This is a genomic window from Achromobacter sp. DMS1 (assembly GCF_001270295.1).
The window spans coordinates 1-13,118 of sequence record NZ_LHSJ01000233.1; the positions used below are offsets into that span (position 1 = coordinate 1).

The following is a 13,118-nucleotide window of genomic DNA, read 5'->3' on the forward strand; positions in this document are numbered from 1 at the left end:
CGGGCCGGCCGGCGGCGCGTCTCCGCCTTTCCCGCGGGCCGCGCAAACGCGCGGCCACGCCCCAAGAAACCGCAACAATTCCTCAAGAAAACAGTACGTTTGGTTGCAAGACCGTAATTCACCACGTTTTGCACCGAAGCGATGCGACCGGCCTGGTTTGGCACCATTGCGGTGCCTGACCAGCGGCTGCCGGCACAACTTCGGCGCGTTTCCCCCGGACGGCGGCGGAACCGCCGCATGGCACGGATATTGCTTGAATGACGGAGCCAACGTGCAACCACGAGAGGAAACGCCATGAAACTCATCATCGCCATCATCAAGCCCTTCAAGCTCGACGAAGTGCGGGTGGCCCTGTCCGCGATCGGTGTGCAGGGACTCACCGTTACCGAGGTCAAGGGATTCGGCCGCCAGAAGGGCCATACCGAGCTGTATCGCGGCGCCGAATATGCCGTCGATTTCCTGCCCAAGCTGCGGGTCGAAGCCGCGGTGCCCGATCATCTGGTCGACCAGGTCATCGAAGCCATCGAGCAGGCCGCGCGCACCGGCAAGATTGGCGACGGCAAGATTTTTACCGCCCCGCTCGAACAAGTGATCCGCATCCGCACAGGCGAGGCCGGCGAAGCAGCGCTGTAAATAAATAAAGACTCATTGGAGCCTGAAAAAATGGATAAAGCAGATATTTCCTGGTTGCTCGTCTCTACCCTGCTTGTACTGATGATGGCCGTACCCGGCCTGGCGATGTTCTATGGCGGCCTGGTGCGCAGCAAGAATGTGCTGTCGGTGTTGCTGCAAGTGCTCTGCACGTTCGCGCTGGCCCTGGTGCTCTGGTTCATCTACGGCTATTCGCTGGCTTTCACGGAAGGCAACGCCTTCTTCGGCGGCCTGTCGCGCGTCTTCTTCTCCGGCATCTTCACGCCGGCCGACGGCAAGTTCGCCATGTCCAACAGCCTGACCGAGTTGCTGTTCGCCTCGTTCCAGGCCACGTTCGCGGGCATCACCTGCGCGCTGGTCGTGGGCAGCTTCGCCGAGCGCGCGCGCTTCTCCGCCGTGCTGGTCTTCACCGCGATCTGGTTCACCTTCGCCTACGTGCCCATCGCGCACATGGTCTGGTTCGCGTCCGAAACCGCGCCTGGCCTGCTCAATGCGCGCGGCGCGCTGGACTTCGCCGGCGGCACGGTGGTGCACATCAACGCGGGCATCGCCGGCCTGGTGGGCGCCTACGTCGTGGGCAAGCGCGTGGGCTACGGCCGCGAGGCCATGCAGCCGCACAACCTGCCCATGACTTACGTCGGCGCCATGCTGCTGTGGGTGGGCTGGTTCGGCTTCAACGCCGGCTCCTCGCTGGCCGCCAACGAAGGCGCCACGCTGGCCTTCTTCAACACCATGATCGCCACCGCGGGCGCCGTGCTGGCCTGGCTCTTCACCGAGTGGGCCGTCAAGGGCAAGCCCTCGATGCTGGGCGCGGCCTCGGGCGCGTGGCCGGCCTGGTGGGCATCACTCCGGCCGCCGGCCTGGTGGGCCCGGCGGGCGGCGCTCGTCATCGGCATCGCCGCCCGGCATCATCTGCGTGTGGGGCGTGAACGGCCTGAAGCGCCTGCTGCGCGCCGACGATGCGCTGGACGTGTTCGGCGTGCACGGCGTGGGCGGCATCGTAGGCGCCCTGCTGACCGGCGTGTTCAACGCCCAGGCCCTGGGCGGCCCGGGCCTGGCCGAGCCCGGCATGATCCTGGGCCAGGTGTGGGTGCAGCTCGAAGGCGTGCTGCTGACCATCGTGTGGTCGGCCATCGTGGCCTGGATCGCCTACAAGATCGCCAACGCCCTGTGCGGACTGCGCGTGCCCGAAGACCAGGAACGCGAGGGCCTGGACGTCACCAGCCACGGCGAATCGGCCTACCACAGCTGATCAGGCCCCCGCGCTTCCCGGCCCCTGAGGCGCCGGGAGGCCGCCGGCCCCAAGCAAAACGCCCGCGGGAAGGCATTCCCGCGCGTTTTGCCTTTCGTGCCGCTTGCGCGCCGTCAGTCGAGTTCGTCGAGGTCCACGGGCAGCGCGCGGTTCAGCGCCGCGGCCACTTTCACCCGCAGGGCGTTGGAATGCGCGCGCCGGATTTCGCGCTTGACGTCGAGCAGTTGCTGCGGGTGCATGGAGAACTCCGTCAGGCCCAGCCCGAGCAGCAGCCGCGTCATCCGCGCATCGCCCGCCATCTCGCCGCATACCGCGACGGGCTTGCCGGCCCGCTCGCCGGCGTTGATGGTGTTGGCCACCAGCCGCAGCACCGCCGGGTGCAGCGGATCGTACAGCCCCGCCACGTCGTGGTCGCCGCGGTCGATGGCCAGCGTGTACTGGATCAGGTCGTTGGTGCCGATGGAAAGAAAATCCAGCGCCTGCGCGAAGGGTTCGATGGCGATGGCGATAGCCGGCACTTCCACCATGGCGCCCACGTCCATGCGGGCCGCGTAGGGCTGCCCCCTGGGCGTCGAGCTCGCGCGCGCCGATTTCGACAGCCTCACCTATCTGTCCAGCACCCGCGTATATGCGGGCGGCGGCGACACGCGGGAAACCGCCCGGCTGCACGTCGATCCCTCGGCCCCGGGCGACCTGTACAACCTGTCCAAGCTGATGGGCGAGTCCCTCTGCCTGCATGGCGGCCGGCGGCCAAGGTTGCGCGCCTGTCCAACGTCGTGGGCTTGCGCGATACGCCCGACAGCTTCATCGACCAACTGCTCGACGAAGGCGCGCGCCATGGCGTGATCCGGCTGCGCACCACACTGGATTCACGCAAAGACTATATCCACGTCGACGATGCCGTTGCCCAGATCCTGGCCCTGGCGCTCAGCGACGAGGCCGGCATCTTCAACATCGCGCAAGGCGCGGGCGCCAGCAACGGCCAGGTGGCGCAATGGATCGCCCGCAAGCTCGGCTATCGCATCGAGGTCTGCGACGCGGCGGCGCGCTGGGACTTCCCCGACATCGACGTCGGCGCTTCCAGTCGCGCTTCGGCATGCCGCCCCGCCCCTTCGACGACGCCTTTCCCCTGTATCTCGATCAGTACCGCCAGCACAAAGGAATCTGAATGTCCTACCTCGAAACCACGCCCGACGCGCATCCGGAGTACCGCGAAGAGAAGGCGGCGCGCATCGCCTCCTTCGCCGCCGATGAAGAATTCCGCGCCCTTTCCGTGGCCTGGCGCCAGATGGCGCTGGAGCGCAAGTACATGAACAACTTCTCCTGGCTGGGCCGCCCGCTCATCCAGCTTCCCATGGACGCCATGGCCATGCAGGAGATCATCTGGGCAGTCAAGCCGGATCTCATCATCGAGACCGGCATCGCGCACGGCGGCTCGCTGATGCTGTCGGCCTCCATGCTGGAGCTGCTGGGCCGGGGCGAGGTCGTCGGCGTCGATATCGAGATCCGTCCGCACAACCGCCAGGCCATCGAAGCGCATCCGCTGGCCCGCCGCATCCATCTCGTGGAAGGCTCCAGCATCGACCCCGCCACCATTTCCCGGGTCCGCGCCCATGCCGAGGGCAAGAAGAACGTCCTGGTCTGCCTGGATTCCAACCACACCCACGATCACGTGCTCGCCGAACTCAACGCCTATGCGGACCTGGTGAGCCCGGGCAGCTACTGCGTGGTGTTCGACACCTTCGTGGAAGACATGCCGGCCGATTACCAATGGCCGGGCCGTGACTGGGGCAAGGGCAACAACCCCAAGACAGCGGTATGGGAATGGCTGCGCAGCCACCCCGAGTTCGAAATCGACCGCTCGGTCGAGGACCGCCTGCTGGTGACCTCGGCGCCCGACGGCTTCCTGCGCCGCAAGGCCTGAACGGGGCCGCCGCCATGATCCGCATCGACGCCTCGGCGCGCGTGTCTCCCCTGGCCGATATCGAGGACTCCGTCCGCGGAACCGTGATCGAGATCGGTCCCGGCGCCGTGGTGGACGCGTTCGTGAAGATCAAGCCGGCCGGCGGCACGGGAGACGTGGTCATCGGCGAGAACAGCGTCATCAATTCCGGCTGCGTGCTCTACACCGGCAACGGCATCCGCATCGGCCGCGGCGTGGCGGTGGCGGCCAACTGCACTTTCGCGCCCACCAACCATGAGTTCCGCCGCAAAGACCTGCCCATCCGTCAGCAGGGGTTCCGGCCCGGCAAAGGCGGCATCGTGGTCGAAGACGACGTCTGGATCGGCGCCAATTGCGTGCTGCTCGACGGTGCGGTGCTGCGCCAGGGCTGCGTAATTGCCGCCGGCACTGTCGTGCGCGGCGAGGTCGATGCCTACTCGATCCAGGGCGGCAATCCGATGCGGCGGCTGGGGCAACGGGAAAACACCGGCGAACCCGCGTAACCCGGCCTCTTTGCCGGGGGGAGCCGCCCGCTCCCGCATCCACTCCGGCCGCGTCGTCCAGACCCGCATCGCAGTCGGGCGGGCAAACGCGGTTCGTCTGCGGCCATAGGACAATGCCGCTGCGCGACCTTTTCAAATCGCACCCTTTTTCCTCGCTATTCCAGATTTGCCGGGCGCCAGCCGTGCGCCATAATGGCGCCGCACATAGTTGTATCTATTTTTTTCTAATCATGAGCGGCACTTCTCCTGATCCGCACTCCTCACTACCGGCATCCTCTTCCGCCCAGGACGGGGCGCGAATCGACGAGCAGACCCGCCGCCTGCAGGAAGAAAACCAGGCCTTGCGCGAGCTGCTCGCGGCGCAGGTGCAAGCGCAATTGCCGCCAGCGCGCGCGCCGCACCCGTTCAAGCGCCTGGGCTGGTGGCTGATTTCCGCGCCCGGCGCGGCGGCGGCGCGCTGGTTGCGGACCTTGCGCCGCGAAACCCCGCCGATTACCGGGCGCAAGCTGGGCTGCGCCACGGTCACGGTGCTGTACACCCTGGCCATCTACGGCGCGCTGGTGCTGCTGGTGGTCTACTGGAGCACGCCCAACGTCAGCCGGGTGGCCATGCCCGCCGCGCATCCGGTGCCGCTGCCTTTGCAGGCCCTGCCCGCGCTGCAGGCCGAATCGCTGCCCCCGCCGCCGGCTCCGGAGGCAGCCGGCGAGGAAGCGCCGCCCACGCCGCCGCCTTCGGAGCGGCCAGCGAGAAAAGGGCGGCCCCGACCATGCCGGACAGCCCGCCCCCGCCGCCAAGCCCGCCGACACGCCGCAAGCCCTGCACCAAGACGCGCCCAGAACGCAGGCGGCGGTTCCTTCCCCTGCCGGACTGCAGTCACCCTGCGCATTACGGAGATCCCGGCGCAGACCCGCGGGCCTGGCTGCGGCGAACTGCACCAGGCGCTGGACGCCTGCGCGGAGCGCGGGTTCTTCGAGCGCCCGGAATGCGCCTGGAAAGCGCGCGAACGGTACTGCGCGCCGCATCGCGCCTGGGGCGCGGTCAAGGAGTGCCCGGACCGGCCTTGAGCGGGCATGCGCCCGAATCGAAGTTCAATGAACCCACCGGCCGTCGCGGCCTGAGCCAGGCCGAGGCCGCCGCCATCGCCGGCATGCCGCAATCCAACGTCCCCGGGTCCGCCGCTGCAAGCTGCGGAACATTTCGCCGGAACGCCTGATGCGGCCCCTGGTGGCGCTGGACCAGCATGCCGGGATCGCGGTGGCGCCGGCACGCCGGTCCTGCAAACGCGGCATTTCCGTCGCCGCATGACGCTGCGACGCGCGTCCGCGGAATGCTTTGGCTTTGCGCCGCGCCCGGTCCGCGCCATAATGCGCAACCGCGGCTTGCGCCGCCCCTCATGCACAGGAACTCCTGAATATGGACGCTACCCTCAGCAGCACCGTCGACACCGCCCTGGCTTTGCAGGGCGCGAACGTCAATCAGGAGATCCAGGCCCGGGTGCTGAAAAAGGCCCTGGATGCGCAGGCCGATACGGCCCTGACCCTGATGCAATCGCTGCCGGTGCTCGCCGTGGACGCAACGCTGGGTTCGCGCATCGACACCTACGCCTGACCGGCCGCGACGACCGGCAGCGCCTGCGCCCGCCCACAGCCTGGCGGACGCCGCAATAAGCGCGTCACGCTCGCCACAAGCGCCAGCCGATCAAGAAAAACGCCGGCCCTTTGGAGGAACCGGCGTTTTCCGTTGCACCCTGCGGCTTGCCCGCGGACTTATTTCTTCTTCATCGGCGGCAAGTCCGTGCACACGCCTTCGGCGACTTCGGCGGCCATGCCGACGGATTCGCCCAGGGTCGGGTGCGGATGGATGGTCTTGGCGATGTCGACGACGTCGGCGCCCATTTCCACGGCCAGGGCCAGTTCGCTGATGAGGTCGCCGGCGTGGGTGCCGACGATGCCGCCGCCGAGGATGCGGTGCGTTTCGGCGTCGAAGATGAGCTTGGTGAAGCCTTCGTCGCGGCCGTTGGCGATGGCGCGGCCGGAAGCGGCCCAGGGGAAGACGCCCTTCTCGATCTTGATGCCCTGCTTCTTGGCTTCGTCTTCGGTGAGGCCGACCCACGCGACTTCGGGGTCGGTGTAGGCCACCGAGGGAATGACGCGGGCGTCGAAGAACGACTTCTGGCCGGCGGCCGCTTCGGCGGCGACGTGGCCTTCATGGACGGCCTTGTGGGCGAGCATGGGCTGGCCGACGATGTCGCCGATGGCGTAGATGTGGGGCACGTTGGTGCGCATCTGGCGGTCGACTTCGATGAAGCCGCGGTCGGTAACGGCGATGCCCGCCTTGTCCGCGCCGATCTTCTTGCCGTTGGGGCTGCGGCCCACGGCCTGGAGCACCAGATCGTAGCGCTGGGGCTCCTTGGGCGCGCCTTCGCCTTCGAAGNGCGCATTCCGGGCGCTCGAAGAACCCGCGCTCCGCGCAGGCGTCCAGCGCCTGGCGCAGTTCGCGCAGCCAGGCCCGGGGGTCTGGGCCGGGATCTCCGTAATGCGCAGGGTGACTGCAGTCCGGCAGGGGAAGGAACCGCCGCCTGCGTTCTGGGCGCGTCTTGGTGCAGGGCTTGCGGCGTGTCGGCGGGCTTGGCGGCGGGGGCGGGGCTGTCCGGCATGGTCGGGGCCGCCCTTTTCTCGCTGGCCGGCTCCGAAGGCGGCGGCGTGGGCGGCGCTTCCTCGCCGGCTGCCTCCGGAGCCGGCGGCGGGGGCAGCGATTCGGCCTGCAGCGCGGGCAGGGCCTGCAAAGGCAGCGGCACCGGATGCGCGGCGGGCATGGCCACCCGGCTGACGTTGGGCGTGCTCCAGTAGACCACCAGCAGCACCAGCGCGCCGTAGATGGCCAGGGTGTACAGCACCGTGACCGTGGCGCAGCCCAGCTTGCGCCCGGTAATCGGCGGGGTTTCGCGGCGCAAGGTCCGCAACCAGCGCGCCGCCGCCGCGCCGGGCGCGGAAATCAGCCACCAGCCCAGGCGCTTGAACGGGTGCGGCGCGCGCGCTGGCGGCAATTGCGCTTGCACCTGCGCCGCGAGCAGCTCGCGCAAGGCCTGGTTTTCTTCCTGCAGGCGGCGGGTCTGCTCGTCGATTCGCGCCCCGTCCTGGGCGGAAGAGGATGCCGGTAGTGAGGAGTGCGGATCAGGAGAAGTGCCGCTCATGATTAGAAAAAAATAGATACAACTATGTGCGGCGCCATTATGGCGCACGGCTGGCGCCCGGCAAATCTGGAATAGCGAGGAAAAAGGGTGCGATTTGAAAAGGTCGCGCAGCGGCATCGGCGGCGGGGGCAGCGATTCGGCCTGCAGCGCGGGCAGGGCCTGCAAAGGCAGCGGCACCGGATGCGCGGCGGGCATGGCCACCCGGCTGACGTTGGGCGTGCTCCAGTAGACCACCAGCAGCACCAGCGCGCCGTAGATGGCCAGGGTGTACAGCACCGTGACCGTGGCGCAGCCCAGCTTGCGCCCGGTAATCGGCGGGGTTTCGCGGCGCAAGGTCCGCAACCAGCGCGCCGCCGCCGCGCCGGGCGCGGAAATCAGCCACCAGCCCAGGCGCTTGAACGGGTGCGGCGCGCGCGCTGGCGGCAATTGCGCTTGCACCTGCGCCGCGAGCAGCTCGCGCAAGGCCTGGTTTTCTTCCTGCAGGCGGCGGGTCTGCTCGTCGATTCGCGCCCCGTCCTGGGCGGAAGAGGATGCCGGTAGTGAGGAGTGCGGATCAGGAGAAGTGCCGCTCATGATTAGAAAAAAATAGATACAACTATGTGCGGCGCCATTATGGCGCACGGCTGGCGCCCGGCAAATCTGGAATAGCGAGGAAAAAGGGTGCGATTTGAAAAGGTCGCGCAGCGGCATTGTCCTATGGCCGCAGACGAACCGCGTTTGCCCGCCCGACTGCGATGCGGGTCTGGACGACGCGGCCGGAGTGGATGCGGGAGCGGGCGGCTCCCCCCGGCAAAGAGGCCGGGTTACGCGGGTTCGCCGGTGTTTTCCCGTTGCCCCAGCCGCCGCATCGGATTGCCGCCCTGGATCGAGTAGGCATCGACCTCGCCGCGCACGACAGTGCCGGCGGCAATTACGCAGCCCTGGCGCAGCACCGCACCGTCGAGCAGCACGCAATTGGCGCCGATCCAGACGTCGTCTTCGACCACGATGCCGCCTTTGCCGGGCCGGAACCCCTGCTGACGGATGGGCAGGTCTTTGCGGCGGAACTCATGGTTGGTGGGCGCGAAAGTGCAGTTGGCCGCCACCGCCACGCCGCGGCCGATGCGGATGCCGTTGCCGGTGTAGAGCACGCAGCCGGAATTGATGACGCTGTTCTCGCCGATGACCACGTCTCCCGTGCCGCCGGCCGGCTTGATCTTCACGAACGCGTCCACCACGGCGCCGGGACCGATCTCGATCACGGTTCCGCGGACGGAGTCCTCGATATCGGCCAGGGGAGACACGCGCGCCGAGGCGTCGATGCGGATCATGGCGGCGGCCCCGTTCAGGCCTTGCGGCGCAGGAAGCCGTCGGGCGCCGAGGTCACCAGCAGGCGGTCCTCGACCGAGCGGTCGATTTCGAACTCGGGGTGGCTGCGCAGCCATTCCCATACCGCTGTCTTGGGGTTGTTGCCCTTGCCCCAGTCACGGCCCGGCCATTGGTAATCGGCCGGCATGTCTTCCACGAAGGTGTCGAACACCACGCAGTAGCTGCCCGGGCTCACCAGGTCCGCATAGGCGTTGAGTTCGGCGAGCACGTGATCGTGGGTGTGGTTGGAATCCAGGCAGACCAGGACGTTCTTCTTGCCCTCGGCATGGGCGCGGACCCGGGAAATGGTGGCGGGGTCGATGCTGGAGCCTTCCACGAGATGGATGCGGCGGGCCAGCGGATGCGCTTCGATGGCCTGGCGGTTGTGCGGACGGATCTCGATATCGACGCCGACGACCTCGCCCCGGCCCAGCAGCTCCAGCATGGAGGCCGACAGCATCAGCGAGCCGCCGTGCGCGATGCCGGTCTCGATGATGAGATCCGGCTTGACTGCCCAGATGATCTCCTGCATGGCCATGGCGTCCATGGGAAGCTGGATGAGCGGGCGGCCCAGCCAGGAGAAGTTGTTCATGTACTTGCGCTCCAGCGCCATCTGGCGCCAGGCCACGGAAAGGGCGCGGAATTCTTCATCGGCGGCGAAGGAGGCGATGCGCGCCGCCTTCTCTTCGCGGTACTCCGGATGCGCGTCGGGCGTGGTTTCGAGGTAGGACATTCAGATTCCTTTGTGCTGGCGGTACTGATCGAGATACAGGGGAAAGGCGTCGTCGAAGGGGCGGGGCGGCATGCCGAAGCGCGACTGGAAGCGCCCGACGTCGATGTCGGGGAAGTCCCAGCGCGCCGCCGCGTCGCAGACCTCGATGCGATAGCCGAGCTTGCGGGCGATCCATTGCGCCACCTGGCCGTTGCTGGCGCCCGCGCCTTGCGCGATGTTGAAGATGCCGGCCTCGTCGCTGAGCGCCAGGGCCAGGATCTGGGCAACGGCATCGTCGACGTGGATATAGTCTTTGCGTGAATCCAGTGTGGTGCGCAGCCGGATCACGCCATGGCGCGCGCCTTCGTCGAGCAGTTGGTCGATGAAGCTGTCGGGCGTATCGCGCAAGCCCACGACGTTGGACAGGCGCGCAACCTTGGCCGGCCGGCCGCCATGCAGGCAGAGGGACTCGCCCATCAGCTTGGACAGGTTGTACAGGTCGCCCGGGGCCGAGGGATCGACGTGCAGCCGGGCGGTTTCCCGCGTGTCGCCGCCGCCCGCATATACGCGGGTGCTGGACAGATAGGTGAGGCTGTCGAAATCGGCGCGCGCGAGCAGCTCGCGCAGTACGCAGACGTGGGCCTCGACCGTGTCCAGGGGACGGGTCCGGAAGTCGGATGTCAGGCCGATCGCGTAGACCACGTGGCCCAGCGGGCGCGCCAGCACGGCGTCATCGCCGCGCGAGGGAACGTAGACATCCATGCCCCGGCCCCGCAGCGCGGCCGCGAGGTGGCGGCCGATGAATCCCGTGCCGCCCAGCACCGTGACCCTTGCCGCTTTCACCCTTCGTGCTCCGGATCGACACGCAGCTCCGGCACGGCGGTCGCCAGCCGGGCGCCCCAGCCGCGGCGCGCGTACTCGAGCTGGGCATGCACCTCGGAGCGCAGGTTCCAGGGCAGCACCACGATGTATTCCGGGCGGTCTGCGCTCAGGCGCTCCTCGCCTACGATGGGGATGTGGCTGCCCGGCAGAAACCGCCCCTGCTTGGCGGGGTTGCGGTCCACCACATAGGGCAGCAGGTCGGGCCGGATGCCGGCGAAATTCAGCAGGGTATTGCCCTTGGCGGCCGCGCCATAGGCGGCCACCCGGCGTCCTTCGCGGCGCATGTCGAGCAGGAAGCTGAGCAGGCCGTTCTTGACGCGCTCGGCCTGGGCCTGGAAGCCCTGGTAGAAGGCAGCGGTTTCCATGCCGGCCGCGCGTTCCTGCTGCAGCACGTCGCGCACCGCATGCTGGCGTTCGCGCGCGCCGGTGTCGCGCCGCTGCGCATACACGCGCAGGCTGCCGCCATGGGTGGGCAGCGCTTCCACGTCGAACACTTCCAGGCCATTGGCCCGGAATACGTGGGCCACCGCCGTCAGCGAGAGATACGAGTAGTGTTCGTGATATGCCGTGTCGAACTGGCTTTCCTGCACCATGCGCAGCAGATGCGGGAACTCGAAGGTGGCCACGCCCTGCGGCTTGAGCAGCGCCGCGAAACCGCTCACGAAATCGTTGATGTCCGGTACGTGCGCCAGCACGTTGTTGGCGGCGATCAGGTCGGCGCCGCGTCCCGAGGCGGCCAGTTCCCGCGCCAGGTCCACGCCGAAGAAGCGCTGCACGATGTCGATGCCTTTGTCGCGGGCGGCGCTGGCCGTGCTTGCCGTGGGTTCGACGCCATAGCACGGCACGCCCGCCTGCTGCACATATTGCAGCAGGTAGCCGTCGTTGGCGGCCACTTCGCACACCATGCTGTTTCCGTCCAGGCCGAAGCGGCCGATCATGGCCTCGACGTAGCGCCGCGAGTGTTCCAGCCACGACACGGAGTACGAGCTGAAATAGGCATAGTCGTCGGTGAACAGGGCTTCGCGGCCGGCATGGTCTTCCGTCTGCACCAGCCAGCACGACTCGCAGGCCAGCAGGCGCAGCGGAAACCACACTTCCGGGGCGCGCAGCGCGGCCGCGTCCAGGTAGGCGTTGGAGGGCGGCGCATGGCCGAGATCGAGAAAGGGCAGGCGCAGTTCGGCCTGGCAGTGACGGCACTTCACAGTGCGACTCCGGTGAAATCGGCGCCCAGCGGCGGATGCGCCAGGTCGCGTTCGGAAACGAGGACAGGGGGCAGGGGCCAGGCGATGCCCAGGCGGGCGTCGCCGAAATGCACGCCGGCTTCGGCCTGCGGGACATAAGGCGCGCTGTGGCAGTACACCAGTTCCGCGTCGTCGGTGAGCGCCTGGAATCCATGCGCGAAGCCCTGCGGTATGAGCAGCGCGCGGCCATTGCGCGCCGACAGCCGCTCGGCGTGCCATTGCAGAAAAGTGGGCGAGCCGGCGCGCAGGTCCACCGCCACGTCCCAGACCTCGCCGCGGATGCAGCTCACCAGCTTCTGCTCGGCGTGAGGCGGCAGTTGGTAGTGCATGCCGCGCACCGTGCCGGCGCGGGCGGTGTAGGTATGGTTGACCTGCTCTATGGCCGCATGCCAGCCGCAGGCGCGCAGCCCGGCCGCGTCGAAGATTCTCGCCAGGAACCCGCGCGCGTCGCCGCGCGGCTGCCGCACGACGATTTTCAGCCCGGCCAGGGAAGTCTCCAGAATCTCGAAGCTCATGCGGCGGCCTCGTAGGCATCGATGTCCGCGTCGCAGAGCGCGCGCGCGTCGGCGCCTTCGGCGTGGGCGCGRAACGTGGCGTTCCCGCTGCCCAAGGAACTGTCGCGCAAGCTCGCGCAGACCGAATCGCCCGAATAGACGCGGCGCCGCCCGTCCGGCGGCGCGCCGACCACCACAGGAGACACTTCATGCAGTTGTATAGCTACTTCCGTAGTTCGGCCGCCTATCGCGTGCGGATCGCCCTCAATCTCAAGGGACTGTCCTATGAGTACCTGCCCGTGCACCTGCTCAAGGACGGCGGCCAGCAGACCTCGGCGAGCTATCGCAAACTGAACCCGACCGCGCTGGTGCCCACGCTGGTCGACGGCGAGGCCGTCATCGGGCAATCGCTGGCGATCATCGAATACCTCGAAGAAACGCATCCCGAGCCGGCCCTGCTGCCGTCCGACCCGGTCGGCCGGGCCCGCGTGCGCGACCTTGCGCTGGGCATCGCCTGCGACACGCACCCGCTGAACAACCTGCGCGTGCTCAAGTACCTCAAGCACACGCTGGGCGTGGACGAAGAGGCCAAGACGGCCTGGTACAGGCACTGGGTGCACCAGGGGCTGGCCGCGATGGAGGCGCAGCTGGCGGGTTCGCCGGCCACGGGCCGCTATTGCCATGGCGACACGCCCACCATGGCCGATCTCTGCCTCGTGCCGCAGGTGGCCAACGCGCGGCGCTTCGACTGCGATCTTTCAGCCATGCCGAACGTCGTGCGCATCGACGCGGCCTGCCGCGAACTGCCGGCTTTCGCCGCGGCCGAGCCGTCCCGGCAGCCCGACGCGGAATAGGGCGGGCGCCTCGCCATTGCCTTGCGGCGGCCGGCGCGCTCGCCCGC

At 68.1% G+C, this 13,118-nt stretch carries 15 protein-coding genes and 2 pseudogenes; 9 read left to right on the forward strand and 8 right to left on the reverse strand.

Annotation, left to right across the window (positions count from 1 at the left end):
• Positions 1 to 294 precede the first annotated feature (294 nt).
• The 3 genes and pseudogenes from AD428_RS20765 to AD428_RS29780 all read left to right on the forward strand — a co-directional run bounded on the left by AD428_RS20765 (position 295) and on the right by AD428_RS29780 (position 1,903).
• Complete coding sequence (locus AD428_RS20765; protein ID WP_053244588.1) at positions 295 to 633, forward strand: P-II family nitrogen regulator; 339 nt, start codon at positions 295 to 297, stop codon at positions 631 to 633.
• 105 nt (positions 634 to 738) lie between these two features.
• Positions 739 to 1,491: pseudogene (locus AD428_RS29775) on the forward strand (ammonium transporter); the annotation flags it as partial.
• 76 nt (positions 1,492 to 1,567) lie between these two features.
• On the forward strand, positions 1,568 to 1,903 hold the full coding sequence (locus AD428_RS29780) for a hypothetical protein (protein ID WP_369798803.1): 336 nt from the start codon (positions 1,568 to 1,570) through the stop codon (positions 1,901 to 1,903).
• A gap of 113 nt (positions 1,904 to 2,016) precedes the next feature.
• Here AD428_RS29780 and AD428_RS20775 read toward each other — a convergent pair.
• Positions 2,017 to 2,472, reverse strand: a pseudogene (locus AD428_RS20775) (putative PEP-binding protein); the annotation flags it as partial.
• Between the two features lie 207 nt (positions 2,473 to 2,679).
• Between AD428_RS20775 and AD428_RS28470 the strand changes: the two are divergent.
• From AD428_RS28470 to AD428_RS20795, 5 genes are all read left to right on the forward strand, one after another.
• Positions 2,680 to 3,216: a hypothetical protein gene (locus AD428_RS28470; protein ID WP_235491042.1), complete on the forward strand. Its 537-nt coding sequence runs from the start codon at positions 2,680 to 2,682 to the stop codon at positions 3,214 to 3,216.
• Positions 3,135 to 3,827, forward strand: coding sequence for a cephalosporin hydroxylase family protein (locus AD428_RS20780; RefSeq protein WP_235491044.1), 693 nt, complete (start codon positions 3,135 to 3,137; stop codon positions 3,825 to 3,827). Before AD428_RS28470 ends, AD428_RS20780 begins: the two co-directional genes overlap by 82 nt.
• A gap of 14 nt (positions 3,828 to 3,841) precedes the next feature.
• A complete protein-coding gene (locus AD428_RS20785) occupies positions 3,842 to 4,348 on the forward strand; it encodes an acyltransferase (RefSeq protein ID WP_053246437.1) in 507 nt (168 codons plus the stop codon).
• Between the two features lie 230 nt (positions 4,349 to 4,578).
• Complete coding sequence (locus AD428_RS20790; protein WP_235491043.1) at positions 4,579 to 5,412, forward strand: hypothetical protein; 834 nt, start codon at positions 4,579 to 4,581, stop codon at positions 5,410 to 5,412.
• A 349-nt stretch (positions 5,413 to 5,761) separates the two neighbouring features.
• Entirely contained in the window at positions 5,762 to 5,956 is a 195-nt protein-coding gene (locus AD428_RS20795) for a YjfB family protein (RefSeq protein ID WP_053246439.1), read from the forward strand.
• A gap of 158 nt (positions 5,957 to 6,114) precedes the next feature.
• Here AD428_RS20795 and AD428_RS20800 read toward each other — a convergent pair.
• From AD428_RS20800 to AD428_RS20830, 7 genes are all read right to left on the reverse strand, one after another.
• The coding region (locus AD428_RS20800; RefSeq protein WP_160318612.1) for a dihydrolipoyl dehydrogenase family protein at positions 6,115 to 6,781 on the reverse strand (667 nt) is incomplete at its 5' end.
• A gap of 1,563 nt (positions 6,782 to 8,344) precedes the next feature.
• Positions 8,345 to 8,851 (reverse strand): acyltransferase, encoded by a 507-nt coding sequence (locus tag AD428_RS20805; protein WP_053246437.1) that lies wholly within the window; start codon positions 8,849 to 8,851, stop codon positions 8,345 to 8,347.
• Between the two features lie 14 nt (positions 8,852 to 8,865).
• On the reverse strand, positions 8,866 to 9,621 hold the full coding sequence (locus AD428_RS20810) for a cephalosporin hydroxylase family protein (RefSeq protein ID WP_053246436.1): 756 nt from the start codon (positions 9,619 to 9,621) through the stop codon (positions 8,866 to 8,868).
• Positions 9,622 to 10,443: an NAD-dependent epimerase/dehydratase family protein gene (locus AD428_RS20815; RefSeq protein ID WP_053246440.1), complete on the reverse strand. Its 822-nt coding sequence runs from the start codon at positions 10,441 to 10,443 to the stop codon at positions 9,622 to 9,624.
• Positions 10,440 to 11,684 carry a class I SAM-dependent methyltransferase gene (locus AD428_RS20820; RefSeq protein WP_053246441.1) on the reverse strand — a complete coding sequence of 415 codons (1,245 nt, stop codon included), beginning with the start codon at positions 11,682 to 11,684 and terminating at the stop codon, positions 10,440 to 10,442. The genes AD428_RS20815 and AD428_RS20820 overlap by 4 nt, the downstream gene beginning before the upstream one ends.
• Complete coding sequence (rfbC, locus tag AD428_RS20825) at positions 11,681 to 12,238, reverse strand: dTDP-4-dehydrorhamnose 3,5-epimerase (RefSeq protein WP_053246442.1); 558 nt, start codon at positions 12,236 to 12,238, stop codon at positions 11,681 to 11,683. The genes AD428_RS20820 and rfbC overlap by 4 nt, the downstream gene beginning before the upstream one ends.
• Positions 12,235 to 12,414, reverse strand: a complete 180-nt coding sequence (locus tag AD428_RS20830; RefSeq protein WP_053246443.1) for a hypothetical protein — start codon at positions 12,412 to 12,414, stop codon at positions 12,235 to 12,237. Before AD428_RS20830 ends, rfbC begins: the two co-directional genes overlap by 4 nt.
• A gap of 12 nt (positions 12,415 to 12,426) precedes the next feature.
• Between AD428_RS20830 and maiA the strand changes: the two genes are divergently transcribed.
• Positions 12,427 to 13,071, forward strand: coding sequence for a maleylacetoacetate isomerase (gene maiA / locus AD428_RS20835; RefSeq protein ID WP_053246243.1), 645 nt, complete (start codon positions 12,427 to 12,429; stop codon positions 13,069 to 13,071).
• Positions 13,072 to 13,118 lie beyond the last annotated feature (47 nt).

Coding starts and splice junctions, on each gene's coding strand:
- AD428_RS20765 (WP_053244588.1), top strand. CDS start 295: ATGAAACTCATCATCGCCATCATCAAGCCCTTCAAGCTCGACGAAGTG.
- AD428_RS20785 (WP_053246437.1), top strand. CDS start 3,842: ATGATCCGCATCGACGCCTCGGCGCGCGTGTCTCCCCTGGCCGATATC.
- AD428_RS20790 (WP_235491043.1), top strand. CDS start 4,579: ATGAGCGGCACTTCTCCTGATCCGCACTCCTCACTACCGGCATCCTCT.
- AD428_RS20795 (WP_053246439.1), top strand. CDS start 5,762: ATGGACGCTACCCTCAGCAGCACCGTCGACACCGCCCTGGCTTTGCAG.
- AD428_RS20805 (WP_053246437.1), bottom strand. CDS start 8,851: ATGATCCGCATCGACGCCTCGGCGCGCGTGTCTCCCCTGGCCGATATC.
- AD428_RS20810 (WP_053246436.1), bottom strand. CDS start 9,621: ATGTCCTACCTCGAAACCACGCCCGACGCGCATCCGGAGTACCGCGAA.
- rfbC (WP_053246442.1), bottom strand. CDS start 12,238: ATGAGCTTCGAGATTCTGGAGACTTCCCTGGCCGGGCTGAAAATCGTC.
- maiA (WP_053246243.1), top strand. CDS start 12,427: ATGCAGTTGTATAGCTACTTCCGTAGTTCGGCCGCCTATCGCGTGCGG.